Origin of the sequence: Pseudoalteromonas aliena SW19, assembly GCF_014905615.1 — a bacterium.
GTDB lineage: Bacteria > Pseudomonadota > Gammaproteobacteria > Enterobacterales > Alteromonadaceae > Pseudoalteromonas > Pseudoalteromonas aliena.
In genome coordinates, this window is sequence record NZ_AQGU01000028.1 from 1 (window position 1) to 16328 (window position 16328).

Consider the following 16328-nt stretch of genomic DNA (forward strand, 5'->3'; position numbering starts at 1 on the left):
ATAGTGTAGCATTTGCTATGTGAAAGTAGGACATTACCAGGCTTCAAATTGTAGAAAGCCCGAATCTAACGATTCGGGCTTTTTTACGTCTGCAGAAAAGTGACGGGTTTTTTGCTATCTGGGATTTAATAAATAGCCAAGAGCCCATGCTGAACTCAGTAGTGAAACAAAACAGCTCGAAGGCGAGCCCTGCGGAAGCCCGCCCCGACGCAAAGATAGTATCCCATTTGCACCGTGGCTCTCCACCGCTGTGGGCACTACGACATTATACAGGCTTCAAATTGTAGAGAGCCCGATTCGAAATAGTCGGAATTTTTTACGTTTGCAGAAAAGTGAAATGTGTGCAATTAACACACACTCACATCAACAGCCATCACGTAGGTCGGGCGTAGCGACTCTCGACGCTAAAAGCATTAATGAACTGGCTTACCAGCACGTCTGTTTGCAAAGTACTAGGTATACAGCACCAAATAAATAGCATATATAAGCAAGTTGGTATTAAATCTAACTTTCAAACTATGTATTGTGTGGTGCAAGTATGTAGAGCATTAAATGTATGTATTTTAAAAATGGATAAATCTAATCACTTAATAAATGATATTGGTTTGAAGGATATATGGGCTGATAAAGTTATCAGTCCATATATTTAATAATCAGCCAAGTGGTTAGCTATTAGACAAAAATACAGTAAGTTTTTTACCTATTTTTAAATGGTCGCTTGAAAGGTTATTCCATTGTTTTAGTTTGTTAATACTGACTTTGTAATACTTAGCGATTTTCCATAAGCTTTCGCCTGATTTAACTTTATGCTCGATTTCTTGATCTGCAAGTATAGGGAGTATCAGCTTTTTCCCTGCGCGAATACGATTGCTTTTTAGATTGTTAAAGGCCTTTAACTGATTAACTGTTATTGCATGGCGTTTAGCTATGACACTGAGACTGTCGCCAGATTGAATGGTGTAGTGTTGCCATTGACTGTAATCATTACTTTTTTGATTTGCGAGCATTGCTTTAAACTCTATTTGCTCATCGGCAAGAACGACTATATGAGGCGCATCAATAACTGCGGGAAAGCGGATCACACCGTAATTTAATGATTCTAGTTGTTGCCACTTCTCTTTGTTATCTATGATAACGGCTCCCGAAACCGGTATCACCGCAATGGTATTTTTGTTTGCTATCGCAGGAAATGCCATTTTTTGGCTTTTGAGTAGTTGGGCAGCAGCAAGTAACTTAGGGACATATTGACTTGTTTGTTTAGGTAGTTTTAAGCTGAAGAAATCGGTTGGCTTACCCTGCCTTTTATTGTTTTTAATTGCTCTTAAAACGCGGCCTTCACCTAAATTATAAGCCGCAATAGCATGATACCAATCGCTATCGAAACGTTTGTATAAATACTCCATGAAATCCAATGCTGCACGGGTACTGTCTATCACGTCTTGTCTACCGTCATACCAAGGTGAAATTTTTACTTTAAAATATTTAGCAATAGAGGGCGTTAGCTGCCAAAGACCAGACGCATGTTTATGAGAATAGGCGCTTGCATCAAAATCGCTTTCAATAAGTGGCATTAATGCCAGCTCTATTGGTAAATCTCGTTTTTCTATTTCAGTCACTATATGATAAAGATAAGGTGTAGCGCGGCGGCTAATTTCATCCATATAGTTAGGGTGAGATAAGTACCATGCAATGCGTTGTTGAACGGCAGGGTGGCTTGAATTAGTAAAACTTAGCTGCGCGCGAATACGTTGCCAAACATCGTCCAGCTCTTTAGGATTTAAAGGCGCGATTTGTTCAATTGCTTTACTTTGTTGATTAACAACAGGATTAGCTTTAATAATTGTTTTAGGGGCTGGTTGCTCTGGTGTTGTCTCACAGCCAGATAAAATAAAAATCAGTGGCAAAATGCCGATATATCGATTTAAAAACACGTAAAAACTACTCCGTAATATAAATGCAGCTAGCTAAAAGCCGGTTAGCTTAACATAGGGAATGTTATAAACAGCGCTATAATCACCCGTTTAAACTATTTTACAGGTGAGTATTTTAGATGGTATGTATTGTTAAACTCAGTTAAATTAATAGGGTTACAATAATTTATCGATTTAGTATTGGCCAAGCGGGCTTGTTTTTTAGGGATGATGGATGCGTTTAATCTTACTTTTTTTATTTTTATCGACTTTGCTGAACGTAAATATTGTCGCAGCCACACAAGTCGCACCTCCTGTAAATATAGTTCCTTCGTTACTTAATACGCAAAATAGTCATGATTTGTATACCAGCAATTATTTAGTATGCACAGCCAACTTGCTAGTTTGGATGAAAAACTACAACAACAAAAACACTCGGAAATGATGTTAAAGCCCTAGAAGCAGCGCAGCAAGCGCTAACAATTCAACTATCTAGATTCCAATCTCAACTCGAAGCGCAAGATAAACTACAAGCTAGTCAATTTACTGGTTTTGATGGGCGGATAAGTGATATTGCAAGTAACACTAATATTTGGGGTGGGATATTCACTTTTTTTGGTTTGATTATCACGGTTGCTGCAATCGCGCTCGGCTTTAGTGCAAAAAATAGAGCTGTTTACGAAGCCAAACTTGCTGCTAATACAGCTTCAGATAGTCATATGCTGCAATGGTTAGAAGATAATAAGGGTAAATTAATTTCGGAGACCAAAGTTGAGCTCGAAAAAGTCAGCTTAGAGTTAAAAGATCGAGCCGAAAAGTTAGCAACAGAAGCGAGAGCTGCACTGAGTAAGGTTGAGCATGATCTCATAGAAGAAAGTAAAAGGATTGTCACTTCAAATAAAGGAGAGGCAGATAAAGGCTTAAATAAACACAACAAACCTCCTACAGGGGCTTCAGCTAAAAGTTGGTTTAAGTGCATTTGAAAATAATGAATACGATGATGCGTCAAAAGCTTGGACAAAGGTACTGCAGTTATTAGACCAAAAAGAAGAGCCCGAACTTTATGCTATCGCACTGATGAACCAAAGTGTTACTTATGTAAGACTAGGCAGGTCTGATGACGAGCTCAACAGCTATGCGGCTTTGATTGAGCAGTTCAAAGACTCTTCGAATGAAGAGATTCAAATTGAGGTGGCTAGAGCGATGTATAATCAAGGCATTACTTATGGTCAGCAAGGCAAGTTTGATGATGCACTAAACAGCTTTATAACCTTGATTGAGCATTTCAAAGGTTCATCGAATGAAGAGTTTCAAAAAACTATAGCTAATTCAAGAGTAAATATAGCTGAACAGGCTTTACTTGATGAAACGCCAGAACAAGTCCTTACTCTTGTTGCAGAGGTAGAAAAATACTCAGAGAACCCACAGCACTTAGCCGTAATGCAGTTTATCCGCTTTTTACTTGACGATAAATCGATTGAAGAGGTGTTTATTGCCTTAAATGCAATCCCAACGGAAATGAAATTAACGTGGGGCTTTAGAGAGATTAAAGATTACTTAACCGATAATTTTGAAGGCGAAAAGTTGCAACAGATTCAGGCTGTTGTGAGCTTTTTTGAGCAACATAAAGATATTGAAAAGTTAAGAATTGAGTTAGGGTTAAAAAGTTAGTTTTTGATTTTAATATCTTAATTTGTCGCCATAAATGACGACCTACATGTAGGACGTGCTTTAGTGCGTAAAGAAGTTTGTTGTAGGGTTAAGCTACTTTGTGTTTTCGCCATAAATGACGACCTACATGTAGGGCGTGCTTTAGCGCGTAAAGTGGTTTGTTGTAGGGTTAAGCTACTTTGTGTTGACGCCATAAATGACGACCTACATGTAGGACGTGTTTTAGCGCGTAAAGAAGTTTGCTGTAGGGTTGCTACTTTGTATTGTCATCATAAATGACGACCTACAGCAGGCATCCTTGGGATAACTGAGCTACCTTTTTAAATGAAACTTTGTTTAGAAGAGGGAGTTTTGGATGAGTTGGAGTGATTTAAAAAAAGGGCGAGTATCAATTCAGTCCGGCGAATATTTTATTACTATCACGTGCCAGAATAGGCAGAACATATTTAGTGACTATGAGCTTGCCAATACTTTTTGCAAATGTATTGCTGATAATGAATTTAGTCACCAGTGCCGCTGGTTAACATGGGTTCTTATGCCTGATCACTTTCATGGTTTATTACAGCTTAAAGGGGCTAAGTTAGGCAATGTGGTTGGTCATTTAAAAGGGCTATCATCTTGGCGAGTAAATAAGGTTCGTGGTTTTCGTCAAAGTGTGTGGCAGCCTGCGTATTATGATCATGCTTTACGAGAAGAAGAAAATAGAATTGAAATAGCAAGGTACATTGCAGCGAACCCTTTAAGGCGTAGCATAGTTAACAAGCTTGGTGATTACCCTTTTTGGAATTCAGTATATTTGTAGGTATTTGTCGCCATAAATGACGACCTACACGTAGGACGTGCTTTCGCACGTAAAGTAGTTTGCTGTAGGGTTAAGCTACTTTGTATTGTCGCCATAAATGACGACCTACAGTGGACGTGCTTTCGCACGTAAAGCAGTTTGTTGTAGGATTGCTGCTTTGTATTGTCATCATAAATGACGACCTACGCGTAGGGCGTGCTTCAGCGCGTAAAGTGGTTTGCTGTAGGGTCAAGCTGCTTTGTGTTGTCGCCATAAATGACTACCTACACGTAGGGCGTGCTTTAGCGCGTAAAGAAGTTTGTTGTAAGGTTGCTACTTTGTGTTGTCGCCATAAATGACGACCTACACGTAGGACGTGCTTTAGCGCGTAAAGTAGTTTGCTGTAGGGTTAAGCTGCTTTGTATTGTCGCCATAAATGACGACCTACACGTAGGACGTGCTTTAGCGCGTAAAGTAGCTTGCTAGAGTGTTGCTACTTTATGTTGTTGCTGTGAACGACGATCTACTGATTACTCACCCAAACACACACCTAAAACATGCACCTTGTGGTTTTTGTACATAAACCAAATCACCGCCGTGGTTGAGCATAATTTGCCGCGACAAGCTCAAACCAATACCCGAACCTTGTTGTTTGGTAGTAAAAAAGGGCACGAACACCATATCAATAACATGTTCAGCAATACCCGGTCCGTTATCGCTGACTTCAATGTAAAGCTGTTGTGCGTGATTTTGTGCGAGGGTGAGTTGAATCGTTGGTGTTTTATTAGGATTTTGCGCGTTATGTTGTTGGCTTGTAGCGAGTACTTCAAGTGCGTTTTTTACTAAGTTAACCAGTACTTGTTCTATTTGGCTATTGTCGAGCATCACTAATTGTTGGGTATTAATATTAAGCTCAAAAGTAGTGCCTTGGCTAAGTGCTTGCTGCTGATGTAATGCAACTATTTGTGTGAGCACACTAGCTAAATTATAAGGCGCTAATTTAGGTGTAGGTAAGCTACTTACTTGACGAAAGCGTGCTATAAAATCACCTAAATGCTCAGTGCGAGACGCAAGTGTAGTGAGTGCGAGTTGTAAGTCTTGCTTATCTTCAAGCTCATCAAAGCACAGCGTTTGCGGTAATAAAGTGGTGCACGTGTTAGCGAGTGATGAAAGTGGCGTTATAGAATTCGCTATTTCGTGAGTTAGCACTTTAGTTAAGCGCTTATAGGCCTGCTGCTCTTTTAACTGCAATTGGTCGTGAATAGACTGTATGCTGACAACGCGGCGAACTTTACCTTGAATTTCGGCGATACTGAGTGCAATTGATAATGTATCTTGTTGTTCACCTGTTTGCCAATGCAGGGTATTACGTACGTTTCGATCGGCTTTTAAAAGAAGATCACCCACAGCGCCTAATTCACTCAAGTGCTTAACGTTTTTACCTAAAAGCTTACTTACAGCGGGGTTTGATTCAATCACTTGGCCACTGTTATCAGACACCAACACAGCCAAATCGACATGAATGAGTAATGCTTGTAAAAATTGAGCTTGTTGCTCGGCATTAAAGCGTGCGGTTTGCATTTGTGCTTTTACTTGATCGAACTGCTGGCGCATTGGGTGATACTGGCTAAGACCCAGCGTACTATCGCCATTAGCGAGTGCGCGAATAACTATTTCAGCTTGTTTTTGTTGGCGAGTAAATAGTGTGAAAATATGGGCGCTCAAGGCAATACTAACCAAGACGACTAACAATAATGTTGCCGAGAAACCCTTATTAATAAGTAAGTAGCACAGTAATGCACTACAGCTGCTTAATGCGACTAGGCTAAATCCGAGGGAAAAATAAGGTCGCATCTTTATAATCCATACTTTTCAAGGCGGCGATACATAGCACCGCGCGTTAAACCAAGCGCTTTGGCAGCGTGGCTCACATTGCCTTGGTGGTGAGTAAGGGCTGCACGAACAGTGCGTTGTTCAAGTGCCTCTAAATCAAAAGTATCGTATGCATTATTATTTTCGATTGGGTTATTAGTGCTATTGACGTTACTTGTAGTATTACCAACCACTGAACTCACATCAAGATTTTCGCCTTCACTTAATATTACCGCGCGCTCTATGGCGTGGGCTAGCTCACGCACATTGCCCGGCCATGAGTATTGGCAAAGTGATGTCATATCACCTGCCGCAATGGTTAAGTCGCGTTTGTATTTTTGTGAAAAATGATTTAGGTAATAATCTACTAGTAATGGAATGTCATCACTGCGCTCACGTAAGGCAGGTAATCTAATTTCAACAGTATTAATACGATACAGTAAGTCTTGACGAAAGCGACCGTCGACGACGGCTTGCTCAAGATTATCGTTAGTGGCACAAATGAGGCGAATATCAATATCAATTGTTTTACTGCCGCCGATCGGAGTTACTTGGCGGTTTTGCAATGCGGAGAGTAACTTAGCTTGATGTTCTAGCGGAAGGTTACCTAGCTCATCTAAAAATAAACTGCCGCCTTGGGCAAGTTCAAATTTACCAATTCGATCAGCTTTAGCGTCAGTAAACGCGCCTTTTTTATGGCCGAATAGCTCACTTTCAAACAGGTTTTGCGCCACTGCGCCCATATCTACACTCATAAAGGTGTGTTCGCTACGCATACTTGCTTGATGAATTGCGTGAGCGGTGAGCTCTTTTCCTGTGCCACTTTCGCCAGTGATTAATATATTTGCGTCGGTTTTTGCGGCTTTTTCAATGGTATTAAATACTTGCTGCATTGCTGCGCTTTGCCCTAAAAATTTAAACGAAGGCGTATTTAGTGCTTGGTTTAGGCCGTGCTTTTGGCGAGTAAGTTTACCAACTTGTTGCTTGTCTTTTGCGTGCGAGAACGCAGCAGCAACCGCGCCAAGTAATTGCTCATTTTGCCAAGGTTTAGCAATAAAATCAGAGGCACCCGCTTTAATGGCATCCACCGCAAGCTGAATATCACTGTAAGCGGTCATCAGTAGCACCACTATATTGGCGTCTTGCTCAATGATTTTTTTGAGCCAATAAAACCCTTCTTTGCCGCTAATCGAATCTTGGCTAAAGTTCATATCCAATAAAATCACGTCAATGGGCTGATCGCTTTCTCGTTGCTTGCTAATAATGCCTGCAATATCAAAGGGGTTATCAGTAGTTTTGACGCTTTGATAGTGTTGCTTTAATAGCAAGCGTGCTGCAATGAGAATATCGGGATTGTCGTCAACAATTAAAATTGAGCCTGTGTGTTTCATGGTTTTTATTTTTATAGAGTTTTATTTAGCCTAAAACAAAAAAGGAACAGTGTCCATAAATGGACGCTTATTAAAATAAAAAGTGTTCTATAAACGGACACCTAAAATATCTATCTGTATAAGGAGTTATTCAAGTTGTTGTAATTAAAGAATAATTAAAGTTGGCATACGCTTTGTAATAGCAATAGGTAATTAGTTAAATTAAACCTGTATCAAGGCGGCAACATGGATAAGAAAATAGAACGCTCATTTACTCAAAAGTATTTTAAAAAATTCATCTTTGCAACGATGGCCTTAGGTGTTGCGGCGGCTGCGTATGGCTTTACGCAAACTAGCGATACAGGTCGTAGCCAAAATGTTGAGCTTGGCAGCCTTACGGTTAGCACAGTTAAACAAGGTGCATTTAAAGATGCGTTGAGCTTACGCGGTCAAGTGGTGCCAAAAACCAGTATTTATCTTGATACTATCGCCGGTGGCCAAGTTGAGGAGCGTTTGGTAGAGCAAGGCGAATTTGTAGAAGCAGGCCAACCCTTGGTGCGCTTGAGTAATACTAACTTGCAACTTGATGTTATGGGCCGTGAGGCTCAAGTAACAGAGCAGCTTAATTTTTTACGTAATACGCAAATGAATATGGAAACCAGTCGCTTAAACTTACGCCGAGACTTATTAGAAATAGAGTTAAAGATTACGCATTTAACACGCCGTTTAAAACAAACTAAACCATTAGTTAAAAGTGGGGTGTTGGCGCAAGATAAATTAGCCGAACTTGAGGAAGATTTAAGTTATTACCATGCTCGCAAGGAGCTAACGCTTGAGCGTCAAAAGCAAGAAAAATCAATACGTGAAGTGCAAGTTGCACAGCTGTCAGACAGCGCTAAAATGCTCGAGAAAAACCTTCAATTTGCTCGTCGAAACCTCGATAACTTATTAGTAAAAGCACCGGTATCAGGTTATTTAAGTGAGCTTGATGTAGAAATTGGCGAATCAAAAAGCAGCGGCGCACGACTCGGACAAATCGATATTCCCAACGAGTATAAATTAGTGGTACGTCTTGATGAGTTTTACTTAAATCAGGTGCAGCGCGATATGGCTGTGATGATTGAACTTGATGATGACGCTATTACTGCCAAAGTGAGCAAAATCGATAGCCGCGTACAGCAGTCTCAATTTCAAATCGAAGTGGACTTACCCAGTAACACTAAAAGTATTAAGCGTGGCCAAAGCATCGACCTTGAGTTAATGCTTGGCAACAATAAAAACGATGCCTTATTACTTAATCGAGGCGCATTTTTCACAAACTCGGGTGGTAATTGGGTTTACGTAATTGAGCAAGGTAGTGATAAAGCACTGCGCCGTGATATTCGTTTAGGTAAAAAAAATCAACATTATTTTGAAGTGCTTGAAGGGCTAAAAGCAGGAGATCAAGTGATCACCTCAAGCTACAGCAACTTCGAAAAAGCACAACAACTACAATTTTAAGGATAACAATAATGATTAAACTAACTAATTTAAGCCGTGTATTTCGTACTCAAGATGTTGAAACAACTGCACTAAGTAATATTACTCTAACCGTAAAAGAAGGTGATTTTTTAGCAATTATGGGCCCATCTGGCTGTGGTAAATCAACCTTATTATCTATTTTAGGCATGTTAGATTCGCCAACGAGTGGAAGCTTTGAGTTTGCAGGTACTGACATTGCAGGTTATAGCGAAAAACAATTAGCAGAGTTACGTAAAGCCTCGATTGGTTTTGTATTTCAGAGCTTTAACTTAATTGATGAATTGACAGTTTATCAAAATGTAGAGCTGCCTTTGCAATATCAAAAAATTTCAAAAAGTGAGCGTAAAGAGCGTGTTGAAACCATTTTAAAGCGAGTGGGTATTGATCATCGAGGCGATCATTTACCGCAACAGTTATCGGGTGGTCAGCAGCAGCGTGTGGCAGTAGCGCGAGCTTTGGTGATTAACCCTAAGCTAATTTTAGCCGATGAGCCAACGGGTAATTTAGACTCAAAAAATGGTGATGAAGTAATGGCAATGCTCCGCGAATTAAATAAAGAAGGCACCACGGTAATTATGGTTACGCACTCTGATAAAGAGGGTAATTACGCAGATCGTTTAGTACGCCTACTTGATGGCCAAGTGATGCTTGATAAAGCAAATAACGTACAGCAAACGGTGGAGGTTGCATAACATGTTTGTAAGTTACTTTATTACAGCGCTGCGTTCGTTCAAACAGCAAAAACAACATTTTATTTTAAATGTATTAGGTTTAAGTATTGGCTTAGCTTCAGCTATTTTAGTAGCGTTGTTCGCACAAAATGAGCTGTCTTACGATAGTCAGCAGCCACATGCTGAACGTGTTTACCGCGTAGGCCAAGACTTCTCGAAGTTGGGCTTATTTGTGATCCCAATCTTCAATTATTCACAAGGAGCGAAGGCAGTCGAGTATAGCCAAGTGGAAGAAGTCTTTGGTTTGACTATGGTGTCGATGACTAGAGAGGCGATGGTTGACGTACAATATCGCGATCAGGGTTTTAAGCTCAGCGATTTATATGGAGCAACTCCAAATATTGAGAATTTTATCAATATGAACACATTGGCTGGCGATTTAAAAAATGCTATGAGTACACCTGGTAGCCTAGCATTGAGTGAGTCTGAAGCACTGCGTATTTTTGGTTCTGTGAATGTTATTGGTAATACGCTACAGCACGAACAAGGGCAATATACTGTACGGGCGGTGTTTGCGGATTTACCAAGCAATACTCACTTTGCATTTAAAAACCTAGTGTATGTAAAACATGACCCGAGCAACCTTATGATGAATAGTAGCTACGTTTATATGCGTTTAGCGCCACAGGCCGATCCAATCGCACTTGCGGATACACTTTCTAAACAATACTTTAATGGGCAAATGGCGGGGCAAATTGCCATTGAATTTCACCCACTATTAGACTTACATTTAATAGCCAAATCACCATTTGAAATGAAAGCGGGTGGCGCAAAGCAAGTCGTAATGATTTGTGCGGGTTTGAGTGTGTTGCTTATTTTAATTGCGGGCTTTAACTTTATCAATATGACGGTGGCGCAGTCCACAAGGCGTGCTAAAGAAGTTGGGGTGCGTAAAGCGCTTGGCGCAAGTAAAGGGCAGTTAGTAACGCAATTTTTAGCTGAGTCTATGTTGGTTGCGTTATTGTCGATGATTACTGCATGTGTATTAGTAGAGCTGTTATTACCGAGCTTTAATCAGTTAGTCGATCGTGAGCTAGTCGTAATTTATTTTTCAGCCTTTGGTTTGGGTATTATGAGCGTGGTGATTGCTGTAGGCATACTTGCCGGTTTGTACCCTGCATTGTTTATCTCATCATTTAGCGCTAAACGAGTATTAAGTGGCGATTTACAACGAGGCAGTACAGCTACTTGGGTGCGTAAAAGTTTATTAACCCTACAAGCTTCATTGGCAATAGGCCTGATCATTGCCTCGATTACGTTATTAAACCAATTATCTCACTTACAAAGTCTTCCTTTGGGTTATCAAACACAGCAACGCTTAGTGGTTTCAGAGTTGCCTGTGCAATCGGTATTTACGCAGCAGCCTAGCGCACTCATTAATCGCTTGACGGCTATTGATGGCGTAGAGCAAGCAACGATTATTGATACCCGTTTAACCGTTTCAATTAATAATACATTACAGCCAACTTGGCCCAATGGAGAATCATCAGGTGGAATAACCCCTGTGATAGGTTCTGGTTTTGATGTCGTAAAAGGGCTAGGCCTTACGCTCATTGCTGGTAGAGACTTTAGCCGTGAGTTTTCCTCAGACTGGGCGACGCGAGCAAACGGAGTTACAACGGTGGGTACAATTATTACAGAAACCGTTGCCAAGCAGGCTGGTTATAGCAATGTGGCTGATATTGTTGGACAAACAATTAAAGACACAGGGCGTAATGTGGATATGCGGGTTGTCGGTGTTGTAAAAGATGTAAAAATTGGTAATGCACAAAATGCAAATTCTAACATTATGTTTTTATGTGGCTTTAACTATTTAGCACCGGTATCTGAAGTGATTTTAACAGTTAATTTGCATAAGCTCCCAGCTATAAAGCAAGAAGTGATCGCAGCCTTGGCTGAGGTGTCTAATATTTATGAGCCAAAAATAAACCTACTAGCTGAAAACTATAAAGCGGTTTTAAAAGCTGATGAGCGTGTTTCTTTTATAGTACTTATTTTTACGGGCCTTGCGGTATTCTTAACCTGCTTAGGTACATTTGGTTTAGCTTCGTTTGCCACAATTCGTCGCCAAAAAGAAGTGGCGGTACGCAAAGTACTTGGCGCATCACGTATTAGTATTATGAACCTACTGGCAAAAGAGTTTTTAATTTTAGTGTTGGTGAGTGTAGCCATTGCATACCCATTAACCTATTGGCTGGTGGGCGATTGGCTCGCTAATTTTAATGAGCGTGTTGATCAAGCGCTGTGGGTTTATTTAATTGCAGCCCTTAGTGTTGCAGTAATTACTTGGCTCACGGTTGCAAGCCTTGCATTTAAAGCTGCAAGCACACGGCCATCGCTTACTTTACGTTATGAGTAAATAAAGCTCCGTGAATTAAAAAAGGGTTAGTGAACACACTAACCCTTTTTTGTATCGTAAAGTTTATTGATACGGAATGTAATACCCTGGTACATGTGCTTGGGTATACAAGTGCCCGTCAATGTATGAATCTTGTATTAAAGTTCCAATATTTGCAGCGTTAATACGCATACGAGCCACCATTTCATGGACCGCTTCAGCTGTAAAAGCTTCTTCGACAGGAGGATCACCCACAAAATTAGTAAACCACGGAAACCAGCTATTATCATTGCCGCTTACGCTTTGATCGGGATGGTAACTTCCTCCTTGCCAGCGATCAAATTTCAGACTTTCTAAACTAAATAGGCCAAAGTTTGCTTGCGTCATACATGCATCAGCGGCTTGGTATTCAGGGTAGCCAGAACTAGCAGCAAACTGATTGCAAACATTGTGTGGGAGGTTGCTGGTATTTACTGCAGAATATTCTACAGCTCTAAACATAACAGGACGAGAAGAGCTACCTGCTGGGAAAATAATATTTGCCGCGACAGGTGAATGCCAACGTTGATGATACATCGCAATTGATAAGCCTAAGTCTTCTTTATTTATTGCAACGTTATCTGCATGTGTCCATGAGCCGCCAGGGTCAACAGGAGTGCCGCTATTATCGAATATTATTCCATGTTGGTTTGCCTCCAGTTGGTTAAGTAGGTTTGGCGTTGTATTGTCGACAACCGTTACTGGGATCATGCTACTAGCTGCACTAGGTGTATAATTTATAGCTGGGTTGTTTAATGCTTTCCAGCATAATAAGCCATAACCATAACCGTTATTTATCATTGGGCAGTTTGTCATATTTGCAGATGACTGGTTGCTTTGATAAGTGTGATTAACCGATGCAGCAGCGGCTTCACCTGTGCCTACCAATACTCCCCACGACTGAAGTGTTATTTGTGCATACGGTAGTTCACTTTCAGGCAAATAGAGTGTGGTGCTAGATATTAAGTTAAGCGCTAAATCGAACTCATAGAGTACTACCGGGCGCATTTTACTTTGTTTTTGCTTGGGGTATTGGGCTATCACGGTTTGCTTTGCAGGTGGGGTTTGATATTGCTCATTTACTTGGGCTAACAAATAAACACGATGCTTTGATATATAGCTATTTAGCAATTTTTTTATATGCCAAGTTGATAGTTTGCGAGATTTTAAAATGCTAGCGTGGTTATCGGTTAATTGCAGTGTATTGCCTTGCTGCAAAACCCATGTGTGCCCACTTAAACCAATTACTTTTGTTTGCTCAAAAATATATTGGTTTTGTTGATCATGACTCTGTGTATTTATAAGTGCTTTGTCATTTATTTGATAGCTTGAAAACGACACTTCCTCGTTGTGATACTGATGTAAGGGCGCCGAATATTGACCAAATAAAGCGGTTAATTCAATTCTAATAGTGTTATCTAATTCTTTAACAACCCACTGATCTTGCGCCTGCTGGTGGAAAGTTATTGGAGTGTATTGACCCTCCTTATCTACGCTGAATGCCTGCCATGTTGTTTCACACTTTGATATACATAACTTAGATGAGCGAATAAGCGCTTGTTGATTTTCTGAGGTGAAAGAGTCCTGTTCGTCTTCAAATTTAAATTGAAGTGGAGTGCCTCTTTCAGTGATCTCAAAAGAAAAAAGAATACGCCGCTGGTTACCGCTAACATGCAACGTATTGTGATTACTTTGGCCTAACTTAAGCTTTGAGTAAGTGTTTGAAGTGTGTGTTTTATCGGCGTTACCTAAAAAAGCGGAGCCATTATTATGTTGATGGCTTTGATCGCCTTCTTGGAGTTCTAAAAATTGTAAACGTTGAACACACGCTTCTTCTTTACAAGTTTGTAGTTGTATTTTGCGTTGCTGATACGCAAAATTAAACCAAGGTGTTTGAGCTAAATAGCTCTCTTGGTTTGCATAAAATAGTACGGGTAGTGTGCTTGTATCAAATTGTTTTGCTATAGCAACACAATGCATACTTGCTGTTATTGTAAGTGCAGTGATAAAAAGTGTAAGTAGTTTTTTCATGATGATTCCTTTGCTTTAAACATACAAAAGAGGGTAGGAAACACCTACCCTTTATAAGTTCGATTGCAGTGCTTAATATACAACCCCTTGCTGCTGCGAAGCATTAACACCCTGATTGAGCTGAATAGATAGCCAATTTTCTACATCACTACGAAGAGATGCGGTGTTATCAGGACCTGACTGGCTGGCATAAAACCATAAACCGGTAGGCATGGGGGCGGTAACATTTGTGCCACAAGTAAAGTGGTTAGCGGCATACATTACAGCGCCAGAGCTACCAAACTCAAAATGACTATCAGAATAACCGCCATAACCTCGTGCTTTAACGTGGGCTTCTGAGTCGAGCGTGAAGTGGTAAACTTCGTTGGGTTGCAACAAAAATGGACTTACGTCAGATGAATCAAATCGAGCTCGCATTGTCGAATTTACGCTCGCTTCGTTACCCGAACGGGTAATTATGCCTGCAATATTAGTAATTAAATCACTGGCAAGTTGTGCATCGAGTAAGCTACCCGCATTGTCATTCACTATTGCAGCAGTAATACCTAAAGCTGCTTTTATAGTGCCCAGCACCGAGTTAATATCCCATCCAGTGTTAAAGCTCATTGCTGCACCACCGGCTTTATTAAACAATACAATCTCAGGAGCAGAACCAGGTAAATCAACGGCAAACTTTGCGCCATCGGCAGAGTGTGCATTAGTGGCTTTTGACCAAATTTGCTTTGCGGTCCCTTTTACATGGAAGCGCGAGGCATAAGTGCCTCTAACTTCTAAGTTTCCTGAACATGAATTACTTTGATTACAATCAAAACCCGCTTTATCGGCACACAGCATTTTTACCGAAAACTCAGTAGAGTTATGACTTATTGTGTTGTCGTAGCCATACGCTTTATGTTTTGACCAACGCTCACCATCGCCTGAATGAAATGCGCCGTAAGCAGTACTGGTAAAGTTAAGTCCGTGTTTAGACATTCCTTTATTGTCACTAGACGTTTCAGGTGCAGGTGATGATGGGGTTGAAGGGTAATTTGTTACCACAGTACCAGAGCCTGTATTTGGCACTACCATTTGGCAGGCACAGGCTGACTTTGGACCACCCTTTGCATCTTTATTTAATAACTCTTTAATTTCATTATAAGTAGTTGGATCCATTTCCTTGTTATAGCTTAAAACAGAGAGCCCTTTTTTCTTAGGCGCTGCGTAATTTTCAAACCACGCTTCAAATAATCGTGGATTGTTTATTTCGACAAACTCAGCTAACGAAACCATTTTTTGCATTGTTAACCATTGCTTAAAAAGAGCCGGCTTATATTGTATAAGGTAGCGTGCAAGGTAATAGCTGTCCTCTGGTGAGTGATCAGCAAGCACCGTAGACCATAAATCAAGCGCATTTACGTCTATCTCTTTTATTTGGCTTAAGATTTCTTCGGCCTGATAAGTTGCTGTTAGTTTTTCAATATAATGATTGAGTACCGCTTCTTCATCGTTTTCAGCCATAAAATCAAGCAAAGAAAGCGAGTCAGTAGACCACGCTGAAATAGTCTGCCAAGTTTGTTTACTAACTTGAGCAGGTGCCATTGCACCATAATCATTTTCTAAAGCGGTAGTACGGTGGTTGGTATTTTCAACAGTACCTGCAAATGCAGTGGTACTTATGATTGCCATATACACAAGAGAACCTAAAGCAAGTGGTGTCATTAATGTACGTTTCATTTTTATTCCTCCATAAATAATAAATAAGCACAAATAATGTGCCCTTTTATATTGCTTGTTTATTTTCATCACGAAAGGAATTAGCAGGGTCAGCAGGGGGCGAGTTAGGTAAAAGTGAGAAAAGTAAGGGGGTGTAAACATGCTGGGCATTATTTTTTGAATTGAATAAATGTATATATTCTTAAATACAGTAACTTAAAAATAAATTTACCCGTTTTTACCCAATTGCCCCATGATTTTAAGTGTGATTTACCTCTCTTTGATGCACACTTTTTGAGTTGGTTTTGTATTTAATAGGTATGTAAATACAGCATCAACAATAGGATTAAGTAAATAAATGGAGGTAAATAT

The 16328-nt window shown here is 40.3% G+C and carries 14 protein-coding genes; 6 read left to right on the forward strand and 8 right to left on the reverse strand.

Going from position 1 to position 16328, the window contains the following annotated elements:
* Positions 1 to 665 precede the first annotated feature (665 nt).
* Positions 666 to 1931 carry a LysM peptidoglycan-binding domain-containing protein gene (locus PALI_RS15270; protein ID WP_193156374.1) on the reverse strand — a complete coding sequence of 422 codons (1266 nt, stop codon included), beginning with the start codon at positions 1929 to 1931 and terminating at the stop codon, positions 666 to 668.
* 698 nt (positions 1932 to 2629) lie between these two features.
* Here PALI_RS15270 and PALI_RS20140 point away from each other — a divergent pair.
* Both PALI_RS20140 and PALI_RS20145 read left to right on the forward strand, forming a co-directional pair.
* Positions 2630 to 2893, forward strand: coding sequence for a hypothetical protein (locus tag PALI_RS20140; protein WP_226894560.1), 264 nt, complete (start codon positions 2630 to 2632; stop codon positions 2891 to 2893).
* Positions 2894 to 2987: 94 nt separating this feature from the next.
* Positions 2988 to 3581, forward strand: a complete 594-nt coding sequence (locus PALI_RS20145; protein ID WP_226894561.1) for a tetratricopeptide repeat protein — start codon at positions 2988 to 2990, stop codon at positions 3579 to 3581.
* Positions 3582 to 3598: 17 nt separating this feature from the next.
* Here the strand turns inward: PALI_RS20145 and PALI_RS15280 are convergent, their stop codons facing one another.
* On the reverse strand, positions 3599 to 3775 hold the full coding sequence (locus tag PALI_RS15280; protein ID WP_193156375.1) for a hypothetical protein: 177 nt from the start codon (positions 3773 to 3775) through the stop codon (positions 3599 to 3601).
* A 161-nt stretch (positions 3776 to 3936) separates the two neighbouring features.
* Between PALI_RS15280 and PALI_RS15285 the strand changes: the two genes are divergently transcribed.
* Positions 3937 to 4383: an REP-associated tyrosine transposase gene (locus PALI_RS15285; protein WP_077536502.1), complete on the forward strand. Its 447-nt coding sequence runs from the start codon at positions 3937 to 3939 to the stop codon at positions 4381 to 4383.
* 70 nt (positions 4384 to 4453) lie between these two features.
* Here the strand turns inward: PALI_RS15285 and PALI_RS15290 are convergent, their stop codons facing one another.
* From PALI_RS15290 to PALI_RS15300, 4 genes are all read right to left on the reverse strand, one after another.
* Positions 4454 to 4636 (reverse strand): hypothetical protein, encoded by a 183-nt coding sequence (locus PALI_RS15290; protein ID WP_193156376.1) that lies wholly within the window; start codon positions 4634 to 4636, stop codon positions 4454 to 4456.
* 28 nt (positions 4637 to 4664) lie between these two features.
* Positions 4665 to 4796, reverse strand: a complete 132-nt coding sequence (locus tag PALI_RS20250; protein ID WP_264299772.1) for a hypothetical protein — start codon at positions 4794 to 4796, stop codon at positions 4665 to 4667.
* 100 nt (positions 4797 to 4896) lie between these two features.
* A complete protein-coding gene (locus tag PALI_RS15295) occupies positions 4897 to 6216 on the reverse strand; it encodes a sensor histidine kinase (RefSeq protein WP_193156377.1) in 1320 nt (439 codons plus the stop codon).
* A 2-nt stretch (positions 6217 to 6218) separates the two neighbouring features.
* Complete coding sequence (locus PALI_RS15300; RefSeq protein WP_193156378.1) at positions 6219 to 7625, reverse strand: sigma-54-dependent transcriptional regulator; 1407 nt, start codon at positions 7623 to 7625, stop codon at positions 6219 to 6221.
* A gap of 225 nt (positions 7626 to 7850) precedes the next feature.
* On the opposite strand from PALI_RS15300, the gene PALI_RS15305 reads away from it, so the two are divergent.
* Genes PALI_RS15305 through PALI_RS15315 form a run of 3 tightly spaced genes read left to right on the forward strand, consistent with a single transcriptional unit; the run spans position 7851 to position 12215 of the window.
* Positions 7851 to 9104, forward strand: a complete 1254-nt coding sequence (locus PALI_RS15305; RefSeq protein ID WP_193156379.1) for an efflux RND transporter periplasmic adaptor subunit — start codon at positions 7851 to 7853, stop codon at positions 9102 to 9104.
* A gap of 11 nt (positions 9105 to 9115) precedes the next feature.
* Entirely contained in the window at positions 9116 to 9817 is a 702-nt protein-coding gene (locus tag PALI_RS15310) for an ABC transporter ATP-binding protein (protein ID WP_193156380.1), read from the forward strand.
* Between the two features lies 1 nt (position 9818).
* A complete protein-coding gene (locus tag PALI_RS15315; RefSeq protein WP_193156381.1) occupies positions 9819 to 12215 on the forward strand; it encodes an ABC transporter permease in 2397 nt (798 codons plus the stop codon).
* A 63-nt stretch (positions 12216 to 12278) separates the two neighbouring features.
* Here PALI_RS15315 and PALI_RS15320 read toward each other — a convergent pair whose 3' ends face one another.
* Together PALI_RS15320 and PALI_RS15325 are read right to left on the reverse strand one after the other, a co-directional pair.
* Positions 12279 to 14264 (reverse strand): hypothetical protein, encoded by a 1986-nt coding sequence (locus PALI_RS15320; RefSeq protein ID WP_193156382.1) that lies wholly within the window; start codon positions 14262 to 14264, stop codon positions 12279 to 12281.
* 72 nt (positions 14265 to 14336) lie between these two features.
* Positions 14337 to 15977, reverse strand: coding sequence for a hypothetical protein (locus PALI_RS15325; RefSeq protein ID WP_033030524.1), 1641 nt, complete (start codon positions 15975 to 15977; stop codon positions 14337 to 14339).
* Between the last annotated feature and the right edge of the window lie 351 nt (positions 15978 to 16328).

Coding starts and splice junctions, on each gene's coding strand:
- PALI_RS15285 (WP_077536502.1), top strand. CDS start 3,937: ATGAGTTGGAGTGATTTAAAAAAAGGGCGAGTATCAATTCAGTCCGGC.
- PALI_RS15320 (WP_193156382.1), bottom strand. CDS start 14,264: ATGAAAAAACTACTTACACTTTTTATCACTGCACTTACAATAACAGCA.
- PALI_RS20145 (WP_226894561.1), top strand. CDS start 2,988: ATGAACCAAAGTGTTACTTATGTAAGACTAGGCAGGTCTGATGACGAG.
- PALI_RS20140 (WP_226894560.1), top strand. CDS start 2,630: ATGCTGCAATGGTTAGAAGATAATAAGGGTAAATTAATTTCGGAGACC.
- PALI_RS15305 (WP_193156379.1), top strand. CDS start 7,851: ATGGATAAGAAAATAGAACGCTCATTTACTCAAAAGTATTTTAAAAAA.
- PALI_RS15310 (WP_193156380.1), top strand. CDS start 9,116: ATGATTAAACTAACTAATTTAAGCCGTGTATTTCGTACTCAAGATGTT.
- PALI_RS15325 (WP_033030524.1), bottom strand. CDS start 15,977: ATGAAACGTACATTAATGACACCACTTGCTTTAGGTTCTCTTGTGTAT.
- PALI_RS15315 (WP_193156381.1), top strand. CDS start 9,819: ATGTTTGTAAGTTACTTTATTACAGCGCTGCGTTCGTTCAAACAGCAA.
- PALI_RS15280 (WP_193156375.1), bottom strand. CDS start 3,775: ATGGCGTCAACACAAAGTAGCTTAACCCTACAACAAACCACTTTACGC.
- PALI_RS15295 (WP_193156377.1), bottom strand. CDS start 6,216: ATGCGACCTTATTTTTCCCTCGGATTTAGCCTAGTCGCATTAAGCAGC.
- PALI_RS15300 (WP_193156378.1), bottom strand. CDS start 7,625: ATGAAACACACAGGCTCAATTTTAATTGTTGACGACAATCCCGATATT.
- PALI_RS20250 (WP_264299772.1), bottom strand. CDS start 4,796: ATGGCGACAATACAAAGCAGCTTAACCCTACAGCAAACTACTTTACGC.
- PALI_RS15290 (WP_193156376.1), bottom strand. CDS start 4,636: ATGGCGACAACACAAAGCAGCTTGACCCTACAGCAAACCACTTTACGC.